The 23,311-nt window shown below is 60.7% G+C and carries 21 protein-coding genes and 1 tRNA gene; 9 read left to right on the forward strand and 13 right to left on the reverse strand.

Features of this window, described 5'->3' with window-relative positions:
* Positions 1 to 309 precede the first annotated feature (309 nt).
* From ACFFJ6_RS19235 to ACFFJ6_RS19265, 7 genes are all read right to left on the reverse strand, one after another.
* Entirely contained in the window at positions 310 to 717 is a 408-nt protein-coding gene (locus ACFFJ6_RS19235; RefSeq protein ID WP_378390804.1) for a DUF6634 family protein, read from the reverse strand.
* A gap of 451 nt (positions 718 to 1,168) precedes the next feature.
* Entirely contained in the window at positions 1,169 to 1,948 is a 780-nt protein-coding gene (locus ACFFJ6_RS19240; protein ID WP_378390806.1) for a hypothetical protein, read from the reverse strand.
* Positions 1,949 to 1,958: 10 nt separating this feature from the next.
* Positions 1,959 to 2,531: an RNA polymerase sigma factor gene (locus ACFFJ6_RS19245; protein ID WP_378390808.1), complete on the reverse strand. Its 573-nt coding sequence runs from the start codon at positions 2,529 to 2,531 to the stop codon at positions 1,959 to 1,961.
* Between the two features lie 301 nt (positions 2,532 to 2,832).
* The gene (locus tag ACFFJ6_RS19250) at positions 2,833 to 3,156 is read right to left on the reverse strand and encodes a hypothetical protein (RefSeq protein ID WP_378390810.1); all 324 of its coding nucleotides are present in this window, start codon (positions 3,154 to 3,156) and stop codon (positions 2,833 to 2,835) included.
* Between the two features lie 135 nt (positions 3,157 to 3,291).
* Positions 3,292 to 3,522, reverse strand: a complete 231-nt coding sequence (locus ACFFJ6_RS19255) for a hypothetical protein (RefSeq protein ID WP_378390812.1) — start codon at positions 3,520 to 3,522, stop codon at positions 3,292 to 3,294.
* A 9-nt stretch (positions 3,523 to 3,531) separates the two neighbouring features.
* Positions 3,532 to 3,780 (reverse strand): hypothetical protein, encoded by a 249-nt coding sequence (locus ACFFJ6_RS19260; protein WP_378390814.1) that lies wholly within the window; start codon positions 3,778 to 3,780, stop codon positions 3,532 to 3,534.
* 885 nt (positions 3,781 to 4,665) lie between these two features.
* Positions 4,666 to 5,955 carry a hypothetical protein gene (locus ACFFJ6_RS19265; RefSeq protein ID WP_378390816.1) on the reverse strand — a complete coding sequence of 430 codons (1,290 nt, stop codon included), beginning with the start codon at positions 5,953 to 5,955 and terminating at the stop codon, positions 4,666 to 4,668.
* Positions 5,956 to 6,063: 108 nt separating this feature from the next.
* Between ACFFJ6_RS19265 and ACFFJ6_RS19270 the strand changes: the two genes are divergently transcribed.
* Positions 6,064 to 7,599, forward strand: a complete 1,536-nt coding sequence (locus ACFFJ6_RS19270) for an outer membrane protein assembly factor BamD (RefSeq protein WP_378390819.1) — start codon at positions 6,064 to 6,066, stop codon at positions 7,597 to 7,599.
* An 85-nt stretch (positions 7,600 to 7,684) separates the two neighbouring features.
* Positions 7,685 to 8,779, forward strand: a complete 1,095-nt coding sequence (locus tag ACFFJ6_RS19275) for a hypothetical protein (RefSeq protein ID WP_378390821.1) — start codon at positions 7,685 to 7,687, stop codon at positions 8,777 to 8,779.
* A gap of 1,085 nt (positions 8,780 to 9,864) precedes the next feature.
* Here the strand turns inward: ACFFJ6_RS19275 and ACFFJ6_RS19280 are convergent.
* Positions 9,865 to 9,954, reverse strand: a tRNA-Ser gene (locus ACFFJ6_RS19280).
* Between the two features lie 512 nt (positions 9,955 to 10,466).
* Between ACFFJ6_RS19280 and ACFFJ6_RS19285 the strand changes: the two genes are divergently transcribed.
* The 5 genes from ACFFJ6_RS19285 (at position 10,467) to draG (ending at position 15,592) form a co-directional block, all read left to right on the forward strand.
* Positions 10,467 to 10,736, forward strand: a complete 270-nt coding sequence (locus ACFFJ6_RS19285; RefSeq protein ID WP_378390823.1) for a hypothetical protein — start codon at positions 10,467 to 10,469, stop codon at positions 10,734 to 10,736.
* 207 nt (positions 10,737 to 10,943) lie between these two features.
* The gene (locus ACFFJ6_RS19290; RefSeq protein ID WP_378390825.1) at positions 10,944 to 12,617 is read left to right on the forward strand and encodes an NRAMP family divalent metal transporter; all 1,674 of its coding nucleotides are present in this window, start codon (positions 10,944 to 10,946) and stop codon (positions 12,615 to 12,617) included.
* A 259-nt stretch (positions 12,618 to 12,876) separates the two neighbouring features.
* Positions 12,877 to 13,785: an AraC family transcriptional regulator gene (locus ACFFJ6_RS19295; RefSeq protein WP_378390828.1), complete on the forward strand. Its 909-nt coding sequence runs from the start codon at positions 12,877 to 12,879 to the stop codon at positions 13,783 to 13,785.
* 170 nt (positions 13,786 to 13,955) lie between these two features.
* Positions 13,956 to 14,708 (forward strand): NAD(+)--dinitrogen-reductase ADP-D-ribosyltransferase, encoded by a 753-nt coding sequence (locus tag ACFFJ6_RS19300; RefSeq protein ID WP_378390830.1) that lies wholly within the window; start codon positions 13,956 to 13,958, stop codon positions 14,706 to 14,708.
* 8 nt (positions 14,709 to 14,716) lie between these two features.
* On the forward strand, positions 14,717 to 15,592 hold the full coding sequence (draG, locus tag ACFFJ6_RS19305; protein ID WP_378390832.1) for an ADP-ribosyl-[dinitrogen reductase] hydrolase: 876 nt from the start codon (positions 14,717 to 14,719) through the stop codon (positions 15,590 to 15,592).
* Between the two features lie 471 nt (positions 15,593 to 16,063).
* On the opposite strand, the gene ACFFJ6_RS19310 is transcribed toward draG, so the two are convergent.
* From ACFFJ6_RS19310 to nikR, 3 genes are all read right to left on the reverse strand, one after another.
* Entirely contained in the window at positions 16,064 to 16,339 is a 276-nt protein-coding gene (locus ACFFJ6_RS19310) for a PilZ domain-containing protein (RefSeq protein ID WP_378390834.1), read from the reverse strand.
* 54 nt (positions 16,340 to 16,393) lie between these two features.
* Positions 16,394 to 16,735 (reverse strand): GrlR family regulatory protein, encoded by a 342-nt coding sequence (locus ACFFJ6_RS19315; protein WP_378390836.1) that lies wholly within the window; start codon positions 16,733 to 16,735, stop codon positions 16,394 to 16,396.
* A gap of 191 nt (positions 16,736 to 16,926) precedes the next feature.
* On the reverse strand, positions 16,927 to 17,346 hold the full coding sequence (gene nikR, locus ACFFJ6_RS19320; RefSeq protein ID WP_378390839.1) for a nickel-responsive transcriptional regulator NikR: 420 nt from the start codon (positions 17,344 to 17,346) through the stop codon (positions 16,927 to 16,929).
* 216 nt (positions 17,347 to 17,562) lie between these two features.
* Between nikR and ACFFJ6_RS19325 the strand changes: the two genes are divergently transcribed.
* Positions 17,563 to 19,707, forward strand: coding sequence for a TonB-dependent receptor (locus ACFFJ6_RS19325; protein WP_378392207.1), 2,145 nt, complete (start codon positions 17,563 to 17,565; stop codon positions 19,705 to 19,707).
* Positions 19,708 to 19,735: 28 nt separating this feature from the next.
* On the opposite strand, the gene ACFFJ6_RS19330 is transcribed toward ACFFJ6_RS19325, so the two are convergent.
* Complete coding sequence (locus ACFFJ6_RS19330) at positions 19,736 to 21,364, reverse strand: inorganic phosphate transporter (protein ID WP_378390841.1); 1,629 nt, start codon at positions 21,362 to 21,364, stop codon at positions 19,736 to 19,738.
* Positions 21,365 to 21,667: 303 nt separating this feature from the next.
* On the reverse strand, positions 21,668 to 22,237 hold the full coding sequence (locus ACFFJ6_RS19335; RefSeq protein ID WP_378390843.1) for a TetR/AcrR family transcriptional regulator: 570 nt from the start codon (positions 22,235 to 22,237) through the stop codon (positions 21,668 to 21,670).
* Between the two features lie 61 nt (positions 22,238 to 22,298).
* On the opposite strand from ACFFJ6_RS19335, the gene ACFFJ6_RS19340 reads away from it, so the two are divergent.
* Positions 22,299 to 23,225 (forward strand): alpha/beta hydrolase family protein, encoded by a 927-nt coding sequence (locus ACFFJ6_RS19340; RefSeq protein WP_378390845.1) that lies wholly within the window; start codon positions 22,299 to 22,301, stop codon positions 23,223 to 23,225.
* The last annotated feature ends 86 nt before the right edge of the window (positions 23,226 to 23,311 follow it).

Raw genomic sequence — 23,311 nt, forward strand, 5'->3', positions numbered from 1 at the left:
GCCGGCAGGCCATCGACCATCGCCAGCCGGTCGAGTTCAGCCGCAAGGGCGACGCCGGTCTCGGAAGTCTCGCGGCCGCCCAGTCGGCGGTCTGGGGCAGGCTCGGCGAAAGCTCATCGATCTCAGCGATCAGACGGTTCGCTGACGGCGTCGTCGACGTCGTCCTTCGCGAGCATTGCATAGCGCGGCAGGCGTGGCAGTCCCTGCATGCCGCTATGGTCGCTATCGGTTCCGCGGCGCCGTCGACGATAGCGTCCGGCTTAGCGGCACCGGGAGACGACGGAACGTCACCGTTACCATCGTTGCCGATCAATTGTAGCTTCTTGGCCAGCCGTCCATGTCGCTGTCGTCGAACGTAGACAGGGATGAGTTTGTGATGGGATTCTGACCGCCTGGATCGGCGGGGCGTGCCAAATTATAGAATCGCGACAGAGTGCGAGCCCACCGTCCTCCCGGATCTGCAAACCATAACTGCGACGTGATGATCCAGCGCGATCCGAGCTGCGGATGGTCGGTCACCTGGCCAACGAGACGGAGGCCGAGTGGCGTCAGCATGGGGACGTAGAGGTCCAGTGTCGGTGCCGTCCGCAATCTGGCTTCCACGAACGAGATGTCATGCTCCAGCAGGGCACAGTCCCTGGCCAACGAAGTCAACCGCTCAGAGAACTCCGCGGTAATCGTGCTGGGGTCAAGAAACGGGAAGCTGCGGGTGAGCATTTTAGGGGCTCGTTCAACTTGAGGAAAAGTGGGGCAGGGCGCTGTTGCACGCAGGCAGAGGGGCACCGTAAATCGGCCTGTCTACCGCCGGTGATCCGCTCGAGACCTTATTGACGAGGCAGCACTTGGCGACTCGATGGGAGACCGGCTGGGGCTCGCCGTGGTCGCGCTGAATGATGATGGTCGCTGGGCGAACGTATCCCCGAGCCGGTCATGCGCCGTTCGCCGCGCGGCAGAGTCGGCTCTCCCTCTTTCCAGTCTATCGGAAGGTGAAGCAGGTTCAGCCGCGGCGTGGGCGATTTCAGCTCGGCGTCCCGGGTTGCGGAGCTGGAATGGACCAATGCAACCTTCTCCTCCCTGCACACGAGGGCATCGGCTCAGGCCCACGCAGCAATGCCCCACCGCTGTTCCCGTGGCAGGCCGACGGTGACCGAGGGAGGCGGCGCGACGGTCAGAGGTCATCCGCATCTCCCTTCATCCTTGTCACGTACGCATCGGCGTGAACCGCCACTGCCGCTGCAAAAGCGCGGCAGCGTTCCATCAGCTGAGGATCCTGCCAGATTGAACGTTCGAACAGGAGCGCAGTCAGCGCGGCAGAGTCGAGAAACGGCACCTCCTCGATGAGGTCTGCCGGCTCAGCTGGCATCAACTCGCGCTCGGGATCGCTCTCGCGCAGCATGGCATCCAGCAAGGCCTTTTGGTGATCTCGCTCCCTGTCCGGCGCAATGGCCGCCAGCAATGTCGGGACTGGAGTCCTTCTTTTACGCTGCTTGTCCCGAAAATGACTGAAACTGCGAAACGCCCAGTCGATCTCGAGCACCGACGTTCGAACTGGAACGATGATCACTGCCGCGCCGCGCATGGTCGCCCGATTGCAGGCACGGTCGTGACAGCACAGATCGACGACGACGTCTCCATCTGCGCCGACCTCCGCAATCGCAAGATGTTTGAGAGCAATTAAGAACCGCGCGTCGGCCTGATTGATCGCCGCCGCGAGCTTGATAGAAACACCGGTGGTGAGTTCGAACGGGGGGTGTAGCAACAACGACGTGCAGGGGAATGGCAGCGTTGCCCCGACCGGATCGATCGCCGAGACAGAGCCGTCGTAAGTCTGCCGCACCAACAGCGTTCGGCGAGCCTGAAGATGGAGACCATACGCTAGCAGTGCAGCCGTCAAGCTGCGGCCCGAGCCGCCGTGGAAGCCGGCGACCAGATGAATTCTCAAGGGCATCACAGCATTCTCAAGCCGCATGATGACGAGGCACGTTCAGGCGCATCGTCGTTCCCGCGGGTGGTTTGTCATACGCCGCACGGAGATTCGTCATTGCCCGCGAAAGGCGCGTGTAAACCGTGCCAATGTGCACACAGAGCCGGCCTGCGATTTCTGCCGGGGAAAGTCCCTCAACTCGTGCCAACCAAATGACTTCTTGATCTGCTGCAGACAGAGTGCGCAGAGCAGCCATTATATCTTCAAGTTCGAGCGTCAGCTCCTGGGTGGCATCGACGGGAAAATCGATGATCTCGGTTTCGCCACCGTCCGCCATTTTCAGTGGCGACCCAGACATCGGACTGCGGCGTTGGCGGCGGCGAGCGTTACGGATGTGATTGCGGAGGATCGCGATCAACCAACCAGGCAAGTTGCCAGATTCAAAGCGGTCGATGTGCAGAAGGGCGGTGGCGAGGGTATCCTGCACAAAGTCATCCGGCGGCCCGATTTCGGTTTGCTTGCCGATCAGAAAAGCGGCTTGCCTTAGCAGCTCGGGGCGCAGCGCGACGATGCTGCCCAAAAATTCGTTCGCGAGTTCGGAGGACATCGATTGCTCCTTGGTTGACGAGCGGCAACCTGGCAGGATCCCGAATTCTTTGCAAGGATCTTTTTCCTATTATGTAGACCGTGGCCGCGGTCTCCGGTTCTCGTCAACGATTTTGGCGTTGTGGTCGCATTGCTCCGCCATGCCTTGCGATTGACTTAGCCGGCAGCCGAAACGCCCCGATCGCAAACTCCTGGGTTGTGCTTAGGATGAAGCCGGATATTGCGCGGCTTCCCCAAGTTGCAGATCGTTTGAGCGATTCAGATGGCAACGGCGTTTGATGGAGTAAGGGGGAGAATACGCCTTATTGAGAGGGCCCAAAGGCGTGCATCAAATGCGGCTTACGCTGAAAATCCCAACCATCCGCGTAGCGCTCGATGAGTTCATCAAGCCGGTTCCGGGTGGCATCTCGATCGAAGCCCTGGTCGACCAACCCAGTCGTCACCACGTCGCACCACGCAGCGAGCTTGCGTTCCTGGCCATCCTTCAGCCCCTCGCTGATCACGAGATACAGCGCCAGGCGCGCCACATCGTCCCGTGAGGGCTTGCGTGACGCCTTCTGCTGGCGTCGGTAAGCTCTCTGATAGTCTGCCTGATGATTGAGACGTCTACTATTTGAATTTCTCATCTTGGAATCCCCTCCGTCTGTCGTGCCGGTAGCGCTGCCGCCTCCGCAGGCACACTTTCCAGCCTTTTCAGTCTGGCGCAGGGTGTTGCAAGTGACAAACTGCGCCGGTCGACTATCGTCTGCCCGAACATCAGCTCATGAATCGGAAATATCGAGATCTGCAACGCAAATCTTGAGCATCGCAACGGCAATCTGGAGTTTTGAATCGGCAATCTGGAACTCTGAATCAAAAATGCGCAACTGCTTCCGCGTTGCCGGATACTGCAAATGGTGTGCTTTGCGACGGTATTCAGGTTGTCGACAACGCAAGTCGATGTGTCGCCGCGGAAGCAGTGCGGAGATGGCCGCTATGCCGGTGCCCTCCATTTTCGTTGCTCAGGGCTTGGAGCGCGGCGGTTGATAAACGCCGTCAAAATCAGCAACGCAAACTCTGGCGCGTGAATCGAAAGCCTGGAATGTTGAATCGCCTTCCTTGAAAATCGAATCGGAAATATCGAGATCTGCAACGCGAATCTTGAGCATCGCAACCGCATTCTCGAGTTTCGAATCGGAAATCTGGAATTCTGAATCAGAAATGCGCAACTGCTTTTGCGTTGCCGAGGACTGCGAACGGTGTGCTTGCAACGGTTATCAGGTTGTCGAAGACGCAGTTGATGCGCAGAAGGCCAAAGCAATGCCGAGATGGCTGCATGCCGGTGTTCCCTCCATGTATCAGGCCTTTGGCGCGGCGGTCGATCAACGTCGTTAAGATCTGCAACGCGAACTCTGGCACTTGAATCGGAAGCGGAGAAATTTGAATCGTTTTCCTTGGGCTTTGAATCGGAAATCTCGAGATCTGAACCGGAATATCGCAACTGATGTAGCATTGCGGGCAACTGCTCTTACGCCTTCCGTGCCGGTTGAGCGGCGAAAAATCCAGTACAATTCAGATGTGGAACTGCTTATCCTGACGACGAGTGTACGCGTTAGCCTCAAGAGATGTCCATCAACGTGCAGTTAGTGTTGTTACCTCTAACGTCGTTTGATGTTGTAACGCCGTTTTCGAATTTTGAATCGGAAATGTTGAAGATTGAATCGCGTGCCATGAATTTCGCAACGGAAGCCTTGGAATTCGAAACGTTTGCTCCGATGTGTGAATCAGAATTGCGGAACTGCTTTCGAGTTGCTCACGACGTACAATCTGTAGAAGACGCATTGTCTGTTGTGCTTAATCGAGCGGCAGGGCGCTCTGAAGGCGCAGCCGGGTTCCCCACGACGGGCCGAGAGGCCTGGGCGCGCCGAGGCGTTTTTCGGCATCCAACGTGATCAGTGGCGCACAGCTCTAGCTCTGGGGGGAGCAAAGTTCGGTCTCGCTGAAAACCCACCGAGACTCTAAGCGTGGCTGGATGAAAGTTCAGCGGCACGTCAGTGTGCGGCAGTGCCTCGGATCGCGCGGCGCGAACTGGAAAGTGGCCAGCACAGTTGAAAGCCGACGATAGTAGCGTTGACCTCGGCGTGTGCCCTCTTCGCTCAATCGCCTTTTAGACGCGGCCTTGCAGGCTCCTCCGTCGGGGGCGACATCGGAATCAGCATCCTTTCGGCCGCAAGCACGATATAGTCCGGAGCAAAACTAATAGTGCTAGAAGAAAGTACTGCATGTAATCGCACGGAGCCATCGTCCGACTTGTCTGATAGATCACTTAGTCGTAGTGGTCCAATCCAAATTTCATTAGATTGCTTTAAGTTGTCGGAAATCCACTTCTTAAGTGCTGTCGATAGATTGCGAAGTTTCAGGTTTCGGGCAATCAATATGCCACTCGTAATCTTGGGAAGGACTCCGCACGCGCCGCCCGAATGAAGAGTGCGGATGTCGCCGCAAGAAATCGAACCGGGGACATTTAACGGAGCAGGTAGGGACCAGCCTCTCATGCTGAATAGTCGTAAATCCAGCCACGGACGCATTACTTGGTTTTGAACTCCTTCAAACGTAATGGACAACCCTCCGTCTTTGCCTGCCCGGCCAGAAAAATACTCCGCGACTCCTGTATTTGATCTAGCAAGAATCGGCCATGTGTTACTTGCCAAGGACGTCTCTGGCTCGCAATTGTCGAGCTTTTCGACTGGTGAGGAGCTAAAACTCGACCAGCCCAATGGGCTCCGTAGACCGAGCGCGCCTGGAAATATTTCCGTGGGACTTGAGTTTGACAATCCCTCCAGCATTTCCTTTCTGCGCTCCGCATTGGTGACCTCTAGTTCCTTCAGTCGCGTTTCGAGCAACGCGTATTTCGTTCCGTTCCCAACCGCTTCCAAGTCTAGACGAGCTTGGTTCCACTTGAACTCGTTTACGGCCGACTGATTTTCCTTCCAGTTCTTGTCCGCATCATTGAATGCCGCTGAAAGTTTTAGGTAGCGGGCGTACGCCGGGTTTGGAACGCGTTTTCCACCGCCGTCCAAATAGAGAGAAGAAGTTATCGATCTAAGCTCGTCAGTGTCGGACCGAGACTTTGCCTCAGACCACACCCCGGAGTTCAGGATGTAGGAGTAAGTCTTTGGGACCGTATCGAACTCGTTTGAGTATGGATTTGCGTCAGCCACTTCTACAAAGAGATCGGCTATAGATTTTTGCCCCTCAGGCGTCTCTGAACTCGCATCGTCGGAATAGAGATAGCGTGCTGTCTTCAGAAAATCCCAGTCGGATGAAGGCGAATTGCTCCAGATTGTCGCGAGTTCGTTCGGACCAGCAATAACCGTGGTGCACTCAGCTGCAAATGCAGCAGAGGGCAAAATGATGATGGCTATGCAAAGAAACAGTGATCGCAATCGCATCTCCCATCTGTACTGAAAATAGCACTTGACACAGCACAACTACAGATGGAGTTTTTCACTTTACGCTTTTGATTGTCAATATTTTGATTTGGGAGCGCGCAAATGGGCGGGCGTGTCACTTTAAGACTGTCAAAGAAATGCTGCGTTGCGATGGCGTTCCTGGCGGCTCTAAGTATCCAGAGTGCTTACGCCCAGGATAAATCGCTCAAACAGATGCGACAGCTCTACACTGGTCTGGCGAATAATTTCACCATGGGAGAAAACATAGCAGTCCCGGGCAAGACGTATCTCGTGCTTATGAATCCAGGCGTCCTCATTGACGACAAGCTGGATCTCGAGAAGAACGACAGCCAACGATATTCGTTGATGACTTTCGCCGATAAGGTTCTTACCCCGAATTGGATTTATCAACAGAAGGGAGGTCAGCTGTACACCATTTATCAGAACATTCTTACGTACGCGCAGTTGCCCATCGTCAACCTGAGCGACGATCAGAAGAAAGATTTGAAGAAAGCGGAATCTATTCTCTTCAAAGATCCCAAAACTCTTGAGAAGAGCGATGATTATCTGAAATGGGAGCGCGTTGGCCTCGAATTGGCAACTGCCCAGGACGATGCGGATGATTGGATTCGAAACAATCCAGGAATGAATCCACCAGCAAGCAAGGTTGTAAGATTCCAGCAAGCTCTAAGTAATTTCAATGCATTCGCTAGAGCAGATGACATTCAAGCCGCGGTAAACGATTACGTGAGGTTGAAGCGCTTTGATCCAAAGACCTATTTTGCCTCGCTTCAGCTTCGTATGGATAATCCGTTGGCTTCACGAACGTACGCCGGGCAAAAGTACGGGACCTATGAGTTCTACCCAACCTATAAGCAATGGTTCAACACCAGTCTCGGTTGGACGAGCTACAGCCTGAGTGAGAAGGACGCAGAAAAGACCGTCGAGAATTCCGTCACTCACACGAGCGGAGGAGTTTCGGGAGGTTGGGGCTTATGGAGCGCGAACGCCAATTATTCGAAAGACACGGAAAAGAAGTTCTATCAAAATGAGGTCTCTGATTATCTCGTAAGCGGTGAGTTCATGCGAGTGACTATTCTCCGTCCCTGGATGGAGGAGACATTATTGAGGTCGGATGCATGGGCGTGGCCAAAGAATGGTGCAATCGACCGAACGGTAGTTTCCGATGGCGGGTCACTGACGGGAGACGTGCTGCCCACGGGGCAGTCGCCGTTTCTTCCGGTCGGATTTTTGGTAGCGAAGAACGTAAAGCTAAAAGGGACGTGGCAGAAGGATCTGGAGACGTTTTTCAAGGAGGTCACAAGCGGCGGAGCCAAGGTGGGTTGGGGACCGTTCAGTTTTGGAGGCCGTACAAACTCGTCCAATGACAAAACGTACACCAAGGGTAACGCTTCAGCGGCGGAGGTGTCTTTTGCTACCCCGCAAATCATTGGCGTATTCGTCGCGGTGCTAGACAAGAGCCCAAATCCGAACCCTGAATACAATTGGGGAGACAATGCTCAGGTACCAGGAAAGAAGCCAAGCGCCTTACCAGAGCATCTAGACAGTCGTGCACTTTCGGAAAGAGCCAACAAGTTTTTGGAGCAACTCAAGATCAAAAATTTACTGCTGCAATGAAACTAACCATAGGCGCGGTTCGCAAGGCTCCAGTATAGTGAAGAGAGCGATCTGGCTTTCGATTTGGCTTACGATGATATCCGCGGTGTCGGTGACCCGCGGATACTCGGCGGACTCGAGCGCGACGTTCTCTGAGCTGATTGCGAATATAGCCGCGGAGGTTCAAGGCGATGTTCTTAATCAGCTGGCTGTTCCTCGACTGATAGTAACTTCCGCTACGCTATCTCCGGTGTTTCCGGAAGCCCTATTTTCAGACCAGAATTATGCATTGGTCAAAATCTTTGCTGTGCGCCAAATCGCTCCCGATCCCATCTATCATCCGCTAAATGAGAAAATATCAGCATTGTATTCTACAGTCATCGCGAACGCGAAGCTGTGCGATATCCCATTTACGAAGCAGGAGACTGACCGTCTGCGAGTGTTGGCGAAATTGCTTTATGTCGTAGACAAGCAAGGCAAGCCGCGCATCCCTTTGACGCCGTCGCCGGGTTTCCGAAAGTATCTAACAATTTTGGAGGAGGTAAGATCCCTATTCAAGGAGCTGGAGTCATCCGCGACGTTGGACTCCAAGTCGGGGGCGTACCTCAAGTCAATTAAACGGCGAAAGCAGTTGCTAGCGAGGCTCAACCGGTTGCTCGACGGTGAGAAAGGAAAGGAGATCATCGCGCAATACGAGCAGCTGACTTCTGAATATGATGCGTTAAAGATGCGTGAAAGTTCAGAACGTGCTCTGGGTTTGCGAAACCTGTATGATTCGCACGTTCTTCAATGGGAAAACTCTGGCGAAAGCATGCTCTCCATCGGTAGGCGCGACTGGGGGAGCTCACTTCCATGGAAGCCAAGATCTTATATCGACTCTGCCAGAAATTTGAACGTAACATTTGAGTATGCGCTGATCCCGTTTAATCGGCCCTGGCTATCGTTACCGTTCCTTCTTCAGCCTTGTTATGATTGGGACAAAGACGCGCTGAGTAGAATAAGGCAGTCTGTGGTTGCAAGCGGAACGGGGTTTGGGAATGGCATGATCGAGCGCTTGCCATTTGGGTTACTTGTTGTGAGAAATGTAAGGGTCAATCTTTCCTCTATACTGATTGCACCCACAGCTATCGGCGTGACGTCAGTTGTACTGCCGAAGCAGCCGATTGCCCTCAGGCCCTCCGTAAGCTCTGAAAACAACTAGATCATCTCAGTAGAAGTTGCCAGACGAGATAGCGTATGGGGCCGGGCTTTCAGTGGGGCTCACTAACGTCGTTTGATGCTGTAGCGCCTTGTTCGGACTTTGAATCGGAAATCTTGAAGTTCGAATCGCGTGCGTTGAACTTCGTAACGCAAGTTTTGAAATTCGAAACGTTTGTTTCGGGGTTTGAATCAGAATTGCGCAACTGCTTTCGAGTTGCTCACGACGTACAATCTGTAGGAGATGAGTTATTTGTTGCGCATGATCAGGTGCCGGGAAGCTCTGAAAGCGCAGCCGGTCTCCCCTTGACGGGGCCGAGCGTCCTGAGCGCAATGGCGTTTCGAAGTGAGAGAGTCCTTCTCCCATAGGCATGGCCCACGCAGCTCAGGTTCTGATGGCTTTGCAGGCCCTCGAGCAATCCTGTTTGATCGGACAAGCTTTACTATCCGCATCGTGCCAGCAACGTCAGGACGCTCGTACGGTTAGGCAGCGTTCTTTAGTGCCCGGTGCCGGCGAGCCTCACCCCGGCGCGATATTTTCGTAGTGCCGTGGGTGGCGCGAAGCACAGACTCCTTCGCGTTGTCCCGGGTAAGGGCGTCATTCGAGCCATCGGCATGGTCGGCGACGATGCTGGCGTTTCGATACTCGGGCGCCGTGCCAAACGCGCTCTCGCGCTCCAAGAGGGGACGAAGGCTTGGTCAATCGTTCCCGTCGCGGATGAGCGAACAGTATCGAGGTGCGCAATGGCCGATGGACGGCTCTGAGGCGATCCCGCTCGCCACGGCGTCGGTCGGTGGGAGGGGGAAGGTCGGGATGGCCGGCGCGCCGATGCTCATCCCAATTCGCTGATCCAAAGTTGGCCGCGGTAATAAGGTGTGGCTGCCAGATATTGACGAACGTTGCGATTGGAGCCGGCGGCCTGCGATTCCCGGGTGGCCGCTCGGTTCCGGCGAAGTCGCCGCCGAGGGGCCGCCTGCAACAGAAAAGTTGTTGCAGCATTGTTGCAGGTTGAAACCCGCTTTCGCCGTATGGTTGTAAAACGGCGCTCCGCTCGTCAACAGATTTTGTAAAATACAATCAACGGTTTATGGCGGAAGGGGTGGGATTCGAACCCACGGTACCCTTGCGGGCACGCCGGTTTTCAAGACCGGTGCCTTAAACCACTCGGCCACCCTTCCGACTTGGACGCCTGGGCACTTAGCAGACGGGGCGCCGGGGCGGAAGGGGCATGGGGAGCGCAGAGGGCGGTTGTCGTCCTGCCCCGCGTCGCAGGGCTGAAAGTCCAGAACCGAAGCGTCCAGAGCCGAGCCGGCGAGACGGCTAGTGCAAGGCGAAGACAGACGAGCCGCGCCGCCGGTCCCGCTGATGCCGACAATGGGTTCGAGGCGGCTGCCGCCAGCATTCAGATCGAGGCGGCTGCATAAATCCTTCGCCCGTGAAATTGTGTTGACTTGGTTTGCGGTGCGGGCGTAGGGACCCGCTTGGTCGCGCATTTTATCGCGCGACTTTTCATCCTTCCAACGAAGAGCACATGGGCCCTAGCAGCTTTGGTTGCCTTTTCCCGGCGTCGGTCCGGGCGAACGCGACCGCAACACATCGGACCGCGACCGGTTTGGGCCGCGTGAGCAAGGTGCGCTGCTAGCCGCCTGATCTCACCGTCCCGCCGCGCCTGCGGCCGTGGAGGTGAGTGATGTCGATCAAAATCAAAACCGCATGGTGGCCGGCACGGACCGGCCTTTCACCGCGCCCGGCTGATGCCCGCGTCGCGGCCAACGACAACCTGCGCGGCGGCGTGCGCCGGCTGCGGCGTCCGGCCCTCGAACTCCATTGGCATCTGACCCGGACGGGCGACCTGGCCGGCGCCTGGACCGCCGTGCCGTCGGCCGATGACGCCGTGGGCGCCGAAGCCGAGGGCGCTGCCGGCAGTCGCGTCGAGCAGCCGCCTTCGCGCGCGGCGTAAGCAATAACGTCCGGCCGCGCGGCCGGACAGGAGACCATCGCGATGGACCATCAACCCAGATTGCCCGCTGCCGCCATCCGGTGCGTGGCGGGCTTGCCGAACTCAACATCAGGCCGCGGCGGCGACGATCGGGCGCCGGACTAGCGAGGGCAACTGACGCTGCTCTCCGGTCCGGCCCGTGCGCGCTGGCCGGATCAGGAGAGCCACATGACCAAGCACATCCCCATCGAGGCGGCGTCGACTTGCACGGCCGTCAGCCCCAGCGCCGTGCTGGACAGCGCGCATCTCGGCGAGATCCGCGGCGCGTTCGGCACTATCGCGCTCGATGACCGCGCGCTGCGCCGCACCTGGAAAGCGCGGCTGCAGACGCTGCTGGCGATCGCCGGCCCCGGCCTGATCGTGATGGTTGGCGACAACGACGCCGGCGCGTTCGGCACCTACACGCAGGCCGGTCAAAACTACGGCACCACGCTGCTGTGGACGCTGCTCCTGCTGATCCCGGTGCTCTACGTCAATCAGGAGATGGTGGTGCGACTCGGGGCCGTCACCGGCGTCGGCCACGCCCGGCTGATTTTCGCGCGGTTCGGCAAGTTCTGGGGCGCGTTCAGCGTCGCCGATCTGTTCCTGCTCAACGCGCTGACTCTGGTCACCGAGTTCATCGGCGTCAGCCTGGCGCTGCGCTATCTCGGGCTGCCGCAAATCTGGGGCGTGATCGCCGCCGCGCTGATCATCACGCTGGCGGTTTCGACCGGCGACTTCCGCCGCTTCGAGCGCTTCGCGCTGGTGCTGGTCGGCGGCAGCCTGCTGCTGATCCCGATCGCCCTGATGCTGCATCCGCCGCTGCCGCAACTGACGCACGACTTCTTCGTACCCAAGATGCCGGAGGGGGCGCCGCTCAGCGACGTGATGCTGCTGATCATCGCGATCGTCGGCACCACGATCGCGCCGTGGCAGCTGTTCTTTCAGCAGAGCTATCTGATCGACAAGCGGATCACCCCGCGCTTCATTCGCTACGAGCGCTGGGACTTGTGCATCGGCATCGCGCTGGTGATCATCGGCGCGGTGGCGATGATCGGATTTTCCGCGGCGGCATTCGCCGGGCGACCTGAATTCGGCGCCTATACCGACGCACTCGGGACCGCGCATGGCATCGAACAGGCCGCCGGCCGGCTGCCTGCGATCCTGTTTGCCCTGGCGCTGCTCGACGCCAGCATCATCGGCGCCGCCGCGGTGTCGCTGGCGACGGCCTATGCGATCGGCGACGTGTTCGCGGTCGCGCATTCGCTGCATCGCAAGCCCAGCGAGGCGAAGGGATTCTACGCCGTCTATGCCGGACTGATCGCGTTCGCGGCGGCGCTCGTCGTGACGCCGGGGATGCCGCTCGGTCTGCTCACCAATGCGGTGCAGACGCTGGCCGGAGTGCTGCTGCCCAGTGCGACGGTGTTCCTGCTGCTGTTGTGCAACGACAAGGCCGTGCTCGGGCCGTGGGCCAATGGCCGGGCCCAGAACCTGTTCACCGGCGCGATTGTCGCGGTGCTGGTGCTGCTGTCGGTGATCCTCACCGCCTCGGTGCTGTATCCGGACATCGGTGAGGACTGGATCGTTGGCATTTTGCTGGGTGGCGGCGCGGGCGCGTTGCTACTCTCGCTGATCGTCATGCTGGTATCGCGACCACGCGGCGAGGTGCGGGAGGCTGCACCGCCGGCGGTCGTCTCCTATGGCGATCCGACGGAATGGCGGATGCAACCGCTCACAGCGCTCCCGGCGGCTCACCTGTCCGGGCTCAGCCGGACTTGGATGGTGGTTCTTCGCGGATATCTGGTGTTGGCTGCCGGACTGGTGCTGTACCGCATCGCCGAATTGGTCGCGACCAAGCTGTGAAGAGGCGACCCGGTCCCGATTCGGGGCTCACGGGACACATGAACGGCGATGAGTCATCCGAAATGGAGTGAAGTAGTCTCGTTTGGCGGAATGTCGTTCAGAAACTGTGATATTTCCGCATCGGTCGGAGGGCTAATCCGACGTCTAAAGGGCCGCGGCGTCTCAGGATGTGCGGTATTGGTCGGTCGCGACTGCGGTCCACCACTAGGTTCGGCGGGCAGATCTGGCCAATCCAGACAACCGACGGAGTTCTCCGAGTATGTCCGACGCTTCCGAGCGGCCCACCGAAGCCAACTATCCGGCTAATCGGGCGCCGGCCGCCCCTGCCGCCGACGCCCAAGATATGCGTTACGCGCTGATCGGGTTCGATGGTGCACAAGCCTTTTCAGGAGAAGCAGAGGGTTTCGAATGCCTCGTCAGTGTCGTCGAACTGGACGTCGTGACGTTCGGCTTCTGTCGCTCACGAACGCCGACCGCGGCAACCGATCTCGCGGAGACGGATTTCGCGCGTTTACAGGTCGCACTGCGTGGCAATCTCCGCAGCGGTGACGAGCGGATCATCATCCGCTGTCCGAACGGCGCGTTGATGGCGACACTGGAGTCGATGCTCAGGGTGAAGCCGCGCGGCAAGCTGGTGTTCGCCCCGTCGGCGCCGATCGACGATCGAGGCGCGCAGGCGGTTTATGATTTCGCCATGCTGCTGGCCCGCCACGTCGATGCGTCGCAGCCGCGCTTGCCGCCGCTGATGCTGCGCGAATTCGAGCGTGCTTTGTTGGTGTCGTTGCTCAGTGTCGCCCGGCATAATTTCAGCGATCAGCTCGATCGCGACGCCCCGGACAGCGCGCCGGACTACGTCCGCGTCGCCGAGGAGTTCATCGCCTCCTCCTGGAACAGGGCGATCACCATCAACGACCTCGCCGCGGTGACCAGCGTCGGCGTCCGCAGCCTGTTCAAGGCATTTCAGAAGCACCGCGGCTACTCGCCGATGGCGTTCGCCAAATCGGTCAGGCTCAACAAGGCGCGCGAACTGCTGCTGCAGGGCGAGCCGTCCCGATCGGTCACCTCGGTGGCGTTTGCCTGCGGCTTCAGCAATCTCGGCCATTTCGCCCACGATTATCGTCAGAAGCACGGCGAACTGCCGTCGGAGACGTTGGCGCGCGCCCGCTGATCCGCGTGCCGGCGATGTGACTAGCCGAGATGCGCATAGGCAGGTGAGGTCGCGTCCGGTAACCATGCGCCTGTGAAGCGTTGGAAGCGCCCGCGGGCGCGAACGGCAGGCCGGAATCCTTGAGCGCAGCGGCGGGCATCGGTCATTCAACCAATCTTGTCGGCGTGCCGATGGGATATCTCACAGATGTCGCCTTCAACGATCAGCCGGTGCCGCTCCATATCGCCGGCGTGCGCGAGATGAATCCGAGCCTCTTCGAGATGCTCGGTCAGGCGGCCGATCTCGCCGACGCCGGGGAGGCGTTCGCCTGCTACATGAATGCGCTGTTCGGCATCTATCCGGAGCAGCGCGCCGGCGCGGGGCGTCGCCGCTTCCGCTCGTCGTTTCTCGATCTGATCAAGGGCTGGGGCTTCGACAGCAACGGGGCGGAAGGCGCCGTGCTGAAGGGCTGGGTGGAAAGCCGGTTCGGCATCTTTCCGACTTTTCACAAGCAGCGGATCGAGCGGGCCGCGTGCCCGGCCTGGGCGAGCTATGTCGAAGAGAAGATGTCGAGCCGCTTTCACAACAACGCCATCACCGTTCAACTCGATCTGCTGTTCGAATTCTGCCAGTGGGCGCTGGCGCATTTCGCGGCAGCCGGCTGCAGCCATGTCACGCTGTATCGCGGCGTCAATGCCTTCGACGAACACCAGATCGTCGAGCGGATCGACCGGCGCCGGGTGGTGATGCGGCTCAACAATCTGACCTCGTTTTCGTCGGACCGCAGCGTCGCCGATTGTTTCGGCGACACCATCCTGACGGTCCGGGTGCCCGTGCAGAAGATCCTGTTTTTCAACCAGCTGCTTGCCGCGCATCCGCTCAAGGGCGAGGGCGAGTATCTGGTGATCGGCGGCGCCTATCGCGTCACTGCGAGTTACTTCTGAGGAACGCAATGACACGGTCCGACATCGAAGACAGGGCACTGGCAGCCTATCTCGGCTTCGCGCTCGGCGATGCGCTCGGCGCCACGGTCGAGTTCATGACCCAGCGCGAGATCGCGGAACGTTACGGCGTTCACAAGGAGATCATCGGCGGTGGCTGGTTGCGGCTCAAGCCGGGACAGGTGACGGACGACACCGATATGGCGCTGGCGCTCGGCCGCTCGCTGATCCGCTGCGGCGGATTGGACGTCCGCGACGTGTGTGAGGAGTTTGCCGCCTGGCTGAAGACGGGTCCGGTCGATGTCGGCAGCACCTGTCGCCGCGGCATTCGCCGCTACATCACCAACGGGACCGTCGAAGGACCATACTTCGAGGGCGACGCAGGCAATGGCGCGGCGATGCGGGTCCTGCCGCTGGCGTTGGCGACGATTGGACGACCGGCCGAGGCGGAGGCCTGGACGGTGGCGCAAGGCCACATCACGCATCATCATCCGCTGTCCGACGGCGCGGCGTTGGCACTGGTCCAGATGCTGCAGGCGCTGATCGCCGGCGAAGGGCGCTCTCGTGCCCGCGCGATCGCGGACGCATTGGTGGACACCCATCGCAGCTTCAGGTTCGAGCCCTATCACGGGCAGTCCTCGGCCTACGTGGTCGATACGATGCAGACGGTGCTGCATCACTATTTCAGCACTGAGACCTTTTCAGACTGCGTTGTCGCGACGGTCAATCAGGGGGGCGACGCGGATACGACCGGGGCGCTCGTGGCGATGCTGGCGGGCGCCACCCATGGGCTGGCGGCGCTGCCGAAGCGATGGCTCGACCGGCTCGACCGTAGCGTGGCCGCCGCGATCCGTGAGCAAGTGCCGCGGTTGCTCGCGCTGGCGTGAGAGGCAGTGAGCGTTCGATCTGCCGATATGAGCAGATCGCGACCATTCAAATCAGCAACCAGGTTCCCAAGCCGGTTCCCATCATCCGTCCGATCGATATTTAGCTAAGTCGTTATGCAGATTGTCACATCGTGGTGCGCACTCTTGCCGCCTCGCAATCGGCGCAGGTGCGCTCCATACTGTTATCGTCACCGCACCGTCTAAGGCAGTCATCGGTGATGAGATCGCACTCTTGCGCTCCCGCCATTTCACTCGACATGGGAGGAGACTATGCAGCAACGTTCATCGGCCGCTCCGAAGTCTCTGCATCAACGCCTGGTGGAGGAGGCCTGCGCTTTGCGAGGTCAGGCGGAGGTTGCTCCGCGGGACGAGCGTGATCGCCTGATCGAGCGAGCGCGGCAACTCGATAGCGAGGCGACCATGGAAGGCTGGCTGTCGTCCGAAGAACTCAAGCCGCCGACATGAGCGGAGTCACCGCTTCATCCGCAGGAACTTGACACCGATCTCATCGCCGTTGATCCAGGCCAGTTCGCATCGGCGATAAGCGAGGCCGGTCGAGGACAGCAGGAGAAAGAATTCTTTCTCCTTGAGCTTTTCCAGCGAGGACGGCACCAGCCGGGCGCCTTCCACCGACGCGTCGCGAAGTTTGCACGTCAGGCGCCAAGTGCCGTCGATCGACATGATCCAGGCATCGACTCCACGATCGAAGGCGACCCGGCGGAATTTACGTTTCTCGGGAATTGCCATGAGGATGTCGCCGTTCTTGAAGTGACGATTGCCATCATCGATGACGACCGCGCTTCAGTCACTGATGCGGGTCAGAATGGCGCGTAGCGTCAGGCTCGGGGTCTCCCGGGCGACGCCCTCGATCGCGACGTAGCCATCCTTGGCGACACCGTCGAAGCTGACTTCGACCGGGTCGATGCCGAAGATCGAAATGCGCTCTGGATCGTTGGCATGGGCGTGGCGAATGCCGCGCAAGCTGCCCGAAACGGTAAGTCCGTACTGAGTGTAGGAGCCGATATAGGCGAAGCTTGAGTCGCCGCCCCGGATCTTTCCATCGCTGAGCAGTACGACGCCGTGCGCTTTCTTTCGGGCCGTTTCAAATTCTGCCGCGTAGAAACCCTTCAAAGGATCAATCATTGCAATATCCCCGTCGCTTAATACGGACGGTCTAACACCTTCGGTTTACATCTTTGCTAAGAACCGAAGTCGGCGCGGAGTCGGTGCGATTTGCCGGCCGGAATAGAGCGCTGGGGGGCGAACAGAGGTCGGCGGCAACGCGGCGCCGGCCGATGCGTACGACAGCGATCGGTTGCGTTCGGCCGACGATGTCAATCGTGGTGATGATCCTCCGGGTTGGTCGGGATCGTCACCAGTCGGCCGTACCGGACACCGCGCTCGGCGAAGATGTGATCCGCAAAATGCTGCAGCTCGCTGGCCTTGCCGTCCAGGATGGTGACCTCGAGGCACTGATCGTGGTCGAGATGCACATGCATGGTTGCGCGCGACAGGTCGTGATGGGTGTGGAAGTTCTGCGTCAGCTTGCGTGGCAGGTCGCGCTTGGAGTGATCGTAAGTGTAGACCATCGCTCCGACGCAGTGATCGTCGGTGGAATGGGCCGCCGTTTGCTGGATGCCGATCCGTGCCAGATCGCGGATCGCCTCGGAGCGGTTCTGGTAGCCGCGGGCGGCGATGATGGCGTCGAGTTTCTCCATCAGGTCGTCGTCCAAAGTGATGGTCACGCGATGCATCGCAGGCCTCGTTTGAGTATGCAGTTTTATTGACATCGTCATACTGCCCGTGTCACGCTGACGGCACGGGCGATCTGCCGGGGCCGTCCGCGATAGCAGATTGGGGCGGGCGCGTCTTGCAGCGAAGCGGGGCGCGAGGGTGACGGCGTGTCTTGGTACGACTTCCGGCATTGGGTGCGGGGCGGGGCGGCCTGCGCGATCATCAGTTTTCCATGGATGGGGGCTGCTCAGGCGCAGCAGCAAGCGCAGTTTCGGACGCTGCCGGAAATCGCCGTGGATGCGCCGGCCGCTCCGCATCGGACGGCTCGGCGACATCCGGCCCCGCGGTCCGGTTCGCATCAGGCGCGGACGGCGCCAACTCCCGCTTCAGCCGCGACCGCAATTGCCGCGCCGGTTGCCGGTGCATCGTCGCCCCCGGTACCGCTGAGCGCGCCGCAGAACCAGGCGGCCAGTACCCGTGTCATCAGCGGGGCCGAGGTGAATGCACTGCCGGTGGCGCGGGTCGGCGAGGTGCTGGAGGCGGTGCCGGGTCTGGTCGTCACCCAGCACTCCGGCGAGGGCAAGGCCAACCAGTACTTCCTGCGCGGCTTCAACCTCGACCACGGCACCGATCTGGCGATCACGGTCGACGGCATGCCGGTCAATATGCCGACCCATGGCCACGGCCAGGGCTACGCCGATATCAATTTCATAATCCCGGAGCTGATCAGCACGATGACCGTGCGCAAAGGGCCGTACTTCGCCGATGTCGGGGATTTCGGTTCGGCCGGCGCGGTGGGCATCGAGTATTTGCGCGCGATGCCGAAGAATCTCGCCGAGATCACGGTCGGGAGTTTCGGCTATCGCCGGCTGCTCGGCGCCGGCTCGACCCCGGTGGGTGAGGGGACGTTGCTGGCGGCGTTCGAGGGCAATACCTATAACGGCCCTTGGGACGTGCCGGACAACGTCCGCAAGCTCAATGGCGTGCTGCGCTACAGCCAGGGCACGCTGACCGATGGCTTCTCGCTGACCGGCATGGCCTACGCCAACCGCTGGACCTCGACCGATCAGGTGGCGCAGCGCGCGATCGACGACGGCCTGATCGGCCGCTACGGCTCGCTCGATCCGACTGACGGCGGCATCGCCAGCCGCTACAGTCTCTCCGGCCGGTTCGCACACTCCAGCGACATCGGGCAGACCGATCTCAACGCCTATGTGATCCGCTCGTCGCTGCAGCTCTACAACAACTTCACCTATTATCTCGACAATCCGATCGAGGGTGATCAATTCAACCAGTACGACCGCCGCACGGTGGTGGGACTCAATGGCACCCAGCGCTTAAACTATCGCTTCGCCGGCCTGCCAGTGGAGACGCGGGTCGGACTGCAGAGCCGCGCCGACAGCATCAGCCTCGGCTTGAACAAGACGTTGCAGCGCGACTGGCTATCAACGGTGCGGGCCGACGATGTGTCGGAGCAATCGCTGGGGCTGTGGACCGACACCACGGTGCGCTGGACCGACTGGCTGCGGACCACGGCCGGCGTCCGCGAAGATTACTTCAACGGCCGCGTCATCAGTGACACGCCGGCGAACTCCGGCAATGCGTCTGCGTCGATGACCAGTCCGAAATTCGGCATCGTGCTGGGGCCGTGGGCGTCCACCGAGTTCTATGGCAATGCCGGCACGGGGCTGCACAGCAACGACATTCGTGGCGCCACCATCTCGGTCGATCCGAACGACAAGACTACGCCGCTCGACCGCGTGCCGTTGCTGGTCCGTTCCAAGGGCGCCGAGCTCGGCATTCGCAACCGCTCGATCCCCGGGCTGACGACGTCACTCGCGGTGTTTGTGCTCGATTTCGATTCCGAGCTGCTATTCGTCGGCGACGCCGGCACCACGGAGCCGAGCCGGCCCAGCCGCCGCGTCGGCGTCGAATGGACAAGCCAATACAAGCCGCTGCCGTGGCTCGGCTTCGATCTCGACGTCGCCTATACGCGCGCGCGCTTCACCAATGTCGATCCGGCCGGCGACCTGATCCCGGGCGCGCCGGCCTGGGTGGCGAGCGCGGGCCTGACGCTGGGCCGCGAGACCGGCTGGTTCGGCGCCGTGAAAGGCCGCTACTTCGGGCCGCGGCCGCTCATCGAGGACGGCAGCGAAACCTCGCTGGCGTCGCTGATCTTCAACGCGCGTCTCGGCTATCGCTTCGACAACGGCATCCGCTTGCAGCTCGACGCGCTGAACCTGTTCAACGCCAAGACCAACCAGATCGAGTATTACTATCTGTCGCGTCTGCCCGGCGAGCCGCTCGACGGCGTCGGCGATCGCCACGTGCATCCGGCCGAACCGCTGGCCGTGCGGCTGACGCTGGCCGGGGCATTCTGACGCCCCGGCATACGCGTGACGACGCGGGTCAGAGCACCCGCGACAGCAGGACGTACAGCGACCCCGACAGCAGGATCGCAGCCGGCAGGGTGAGGACCCAGGCCATCAGCAGATTGCGGATCGTCGCCATCTGCAGGCCGGAGCCGTTCGCCGCCATCGTACCGGCGACGCCGGACGACAGTACGTGGGTGGTCGACACCGGCAGGCCGAACACGTCGGCAGCGCCGATCGTCGCGGCGGCGACCAGTTCGGCCGAAGCGCCCTGCGCGTAGGTGAGGTGCGACTTCCCGATCTTCTCGCCGACGGTGACGACAATACGCTTCCAGCCGATCATGGTGCCGAGGCCGAGCGCGATCGCGACCGCGATCTTCACCCAGGTCGGGATGAACTTGGTCGCGCTGTCGAGCGAGCCCTTGTAGGCGTTGAGTGTGGCGACCTCGTCCTTGCTGAGGTCGTTCTCCTTGTCCTTCATCAGGAAGCGGATCGCTTCCGACGCCAGATACATGTCGTTGCGGGTGTTGCCGACGGCTTCCGCCGGGACCTTGCTGAGCGAGCCGTAGCGCTGCACCTGATCGCCGATATCCTTCACCAGCACCGCCAGCGACGGATAGGTGCCTTCGCTGATGTGGTGTTGCGACACATACTGCGTCACCGCGGGCCGCGGATCGCCGATGATGCTATGGCCGGCGCCCTTGGCGGAGATCACCGCCGAGGCGGCCGACGAAGTGCGTTCGAATTGAGCGATCTGCGAATCCGGCAGCGCGCGGTTCAGGGCATAGGCCGTAGGCACCGTGCCTATCAGGATCAGCATGATCAGGCCCATGCCCTTCTGGCCGTCGTTCGAGCCGTGGGCGAAGCTGACGCCGGTGCAGGTGAGGATCAGCAGGCCACGAATCCACCACGGCGGCGCCGCGTCGCCTTCCGGCGCGGTGTACAGCTTGGGATTACGCACGACCAGCTTGAGCAGCAGCAGCAAGACCGCGGCGCAGACGAAGCCGACCAGCGGCGACAGCAGCAGCGCGTAGCCGATCTCCGTCGCCTTGCTCCAATCCACGCCCGACGTGCCGTCGCGCCCGCGCAGCAGGGCGTTGGCGACGCCGACGCCGATGATCGAACCGATCAGCGTGTGCGAGCTGGAGGCGGGGAGGCCGAAATACCAGGTGCCGAGGTTCCACATGATCGCGGCGATCAGCAAGGCGAACACCATCGCGAAGCCGGCGCTGGAGCCGACCTGGAGGATCAGTTCGACCGGCAGCAACGACACGATGCCGAACGCCACCGCGCCGGTCGATACCAGCACGCCGAGGAAGTTGAAGAAGCCCGACCAGATCACCGCCACCTCGGCGGGAAGCGAGTGCGTGTAGATCACGGTCGCGACCGCATTGGCGGTGTCGTGGAAGCCGTTGACGAATTCGAACCCGAGCGCGATCAGCAGCGCGACCAGCAGCAGAATGTAGGGCACGTAGGTCGTGACCCGGACGCCGGTGGCCTGGACGTCGACATAGATGCTGTAGGCGACGTAGAGCATTCCGGCTGCGAGGATCCCGACAAACAGGATCATGGTCAACGGGTTGAACCCCTTGTCCAGGTTCGGCCGACCGGCCGGCTGGATCGGCCCATTATTATCGATGGTTTGATTGATGGTGAAATCGGTCATTGAACGCCTCTCGACTAATCGTGGGGCGATCTTGATCGGTTGCGTTAACGGTCAGATGATACCTGCGACAAAATGTACAAATTGTCCTGACTCTGACTGAATATCCGAACTGAACTCAGCGACTTCTCGATCGCTTCGGACGCTCAAAAGATACGTCATGGCCGGGGGCTCGTCCCGGCCATCCACGCCTTTCCGGCGTTTGCGTCAGCGACACGTGGATGCCCGGCACAAGGCCGGGTATGCCGGCTGGCACGGCACTGCATCATTTCAACGGGGCGTTTCCGGTCAGGCTGTGATTGACGCTTATCCGCGGATCAGCCGCGCGGCGGCTTCGCCGGCCGTTTCCATGTAGCTGGCGTCCCGGTTGAGCAGGACGACCGAGAAGGCGCCGTCGATCAGCAGCACGACCTGGCGGGCGAGGCTGCGTGCCGCTTGCTCGGGGCGGTCCTGCGCAAAGAGCCCGCAAAGCCAGTCTTCGGTGCGCTTCTTGTGGGCGCGGCCGGTCTGGATTGCCGGATGTCCTGGAAGGTTCATCAGCTCGACCGAGGTGCGCAGGAAACCGCAGCCTTTCCATCGGGGATTGCGCGCGTTCTCGGCGAGATGGTCGAAGATCGCCCGCACCTTGTCGGCGGTGTCGCCCTCGGCGTCCGTGAACCAGCGCTGGAAGATCGCGACGTTGGGCTGGTCGCGGGTCTGCAGATAGGCGGCGATCAGGTCGTCCTTGCTGCGGAAATGATAGTAGATCGTCCGCTTGGTGAGCCCGGCTTTGGCCGCCACGGCGTCGACGCTGACGGCGCGGATGCCGTCCCGGTGGAACAGCTTTCCGGCGGCCTCGACGATACGATCGCGCGTGGAGTTCGGCGGCTTGCTCATGCCTCTATGTATACCGACCAGTGAATATACACAACGCAGCCGCCGCGTTAGCGTCGGCGGCATGAACCAGATCGCGCCCGACAGCTCCGTTGAAACCCGCCCGGTCCAGATCCGCTGCGCCGATGGCGTCGTTCTCGGCGGCCATCTGTTTCGGGCGGCGCGGGCGGAGCCGATCGGAACGGCGATCGTCAATTCCGCGACCGGCGTGCTGGCTCGCTACTATCACCGCTACGCGAATTTCCTCGCCGCGCACGGCTTCGACGTGCTGGCCTACGACTATCGCGGCATCGGCCAATCGCGCCCGGCGCGGCTCAGGGGATGCGGCTATCGCTGGCGGGACTGGGGCGAGCGGGATTTCGCGGCTGCGCTGCGCTTTGCGCGCGAGCAGGGGCGGGGCGAGCGGCTGGTGGTGGTCGGCCACAGCATCGGCGGCTTCCTGCCTGGCCTCGCGGACAACGCGCACGGCATCGACCGCATGCTCACCGTCGGCGCCCAATATGCGTGGTGGCGCGATTACGTCGCGCACCGCCGGCTCGGGCTGTTTGTGAAATGGCACGTGGCGATGCCGGCGCTGACGGCCGCGTTCGGCTATTTCCCCGGCCGCCGGCTCGGTTGGCTGGAGGATCTGCCAGCCGGCGTCGCCCATGAATGGAGCTTCCGCGGTCCGCGCTTCGAGCGCAGCCACCCCAAGGGGGAACGGCAGAGCGTGCTCGACCGGATGGCGTCTGTTCGCGCGCCGATCCTGGCCGTCGCCGTGTCCGACGACGAATTCGGTACGCCGCCGGCGATCCGCCGAACGCTGCGTTATTATGTCGGCGCCGAACGGACAGCGGTGCTGTTGCATCCCGCCGATTATGGCCGGCAGAGCATTGGCCATTTCAGCCTGTTCCACGACAGCCATGCCCAAGGCTTCTGGCGCGACTCGCTGCGCTGGCTGCGCGATGGCGCCAATCCGTGGCCCAAGCAAGTGATCGACCATCGCGCCTGATGGGGCAGTCGCTCGGATGCGCAATTCTATAAGACAGACGGGGAGGCGATCGCCGCCTTGAATAAAGGCTGACCCTAACGGCGGAA

Origin of the sequence: Rhodopseudomonas telluris, assembly GCF_042432815.1 — a bacterium.
In the GTDB taxonomy this organism is placed as follows: Bacteria; Pseudomonadota; Alphaproteobacteria; order Rhizobiales; family Xanthobacteraceae; genus Rhodopseudomonas; species Rhodopseudomonas telluris.

Excerpts from the sequence above, each read along its gene's own strand:
- ACFFJ6_RS19235 (WP_378390804.1), bottom strand. The coding sequence starts at position 717 with ATGCTCACCCGCAGCTTCCCGTTTCTTGACCCCAGCACGATTACCGCG.
- ACFFJ6_RS19240 (WP_378390806.1), bottom strand. The coding sequence starts at position 1,948 with ATGCCCTTGAGAATTCATCTGGTCGCCGGCTTCCACGGCGGCTCGGGC.
- ACFFJ6_RS19245 (WP_378390808.1), bottom strand. The coding sequence starts at position 2,531 with ATGTCCTCCGAACTCGCGAACGAATTTTTGGGCAGCATCGTCGCGCTG.
- ACFFJ6_RS19250 (WP_378390810.1), bottom strand. The coding sequence starts at position 3,156 with ATGAGAAATTCAAATAGTAGACGTCTCAATCATCAGGCAGACTATCAG.
- ACFFJ6_RS19255 (WP_378390812.1), bottom strand. The coding sequence starts at position 3,522 with ATGGAGGGCACCGGCATAGCGGCCATCTCCGCACTGCTTCCGCGGCGA.
- ACFFJ6_RS19270 (WP_378390819.1), top strand. The coding sequence starts at position 6,064 with ATGGGCGGGCGTGTCACTTTAAGACTGTCAAAGAAATGCTGCGTTGCG.
- ACFFJ6_RS19285 (WP_378390823.1), top strand. The coding sequence starts at position 10,467 with ATGTCGATCAAAATCAAAACCGCATGGTGGCCGGCACGGACCGGCCTT.
- ACFFJ6_RS19290 (WP_378390825.1), top strand. The coding sequence starts at position 10,944 with ATGACCAAGCACATCCCCATCGAGGCGGCGTCGACTTGCACGGCCGTC.
- ACFFJ6_RS19295 (WP_378390828.1), top strand. The coding sequence starts at position 12,877 with ATGTCCGACGCTTCCGAGCGGCCCACCGAAGCCAACTATCCGGCTAAT.
- ACFFJ6_RS19300 (WP_378390830.1), top strand. The coding sequence starts at position 13,956 with ATGGGATATCTCACAGATGTCGCCTTCAACGATCAGCCGGTGCCGCTC.
- draG (WP_378390832.1), top strand. The coding sequence starts at position 14,717 with ATGACACGGTCCGACATCGAAGACAGGGCACTGGCAGCCTATCTCGGC.
- ACFFJ6_RS19310 (WP_378390834.1), bottom strand. The coding sequence starts at position 16,339 with ATGGCAATTCCCGAGAAACGTAAATTCCGCCGGGTCGCCTTCGATCGT.
- ACFFJ6_RS19315 (WP_378390836.1), bottom strand. The coding sequence starts at position 16,735 with ATGATTGATCCTTTGAAGGGTTTCTACGCGGCAGAATTTGAAACGGCC.
- nikR (WP_378390839.1), bottom strand. The coding sequence starts at position 17,346 with ATGCATCGCGTGACCATCACTTTGGACGACGACCTGATGGAGAAACTC.
- ACFFJ6_RS19325 (WP_378392207.1), top strand. The coding sequence starts at position 17,563 with ATGGGGGCTGCTCAGGCGCAGCAGCAAGCGCAGTTTCGGACGCTGCCG.
- ACFFJ6_RS19330 (WP_378390841.1), bottom strand. The coding sequence starts at position 21,364 with ATGACCGATTTCACCATCAATCAAACCATCGATAATAATGGGCCGATC.
- ACFFJ6_RS19335 (WP_378390843.1), bottom strand. The coding sequence starts at position 22,237 with ATGAGCAAGCCGCCGAACTCCACGCGCGATCGTATCGTCGAGGCCGCC.
- ACFFJ6_RS19340 (WP_378390845.1), top strand. The coding sequence starts at position 22,299 with ATGAACCAGATCGCGCCCGACAGCTCCGTTGAAACCCGCCCGGTCCAG.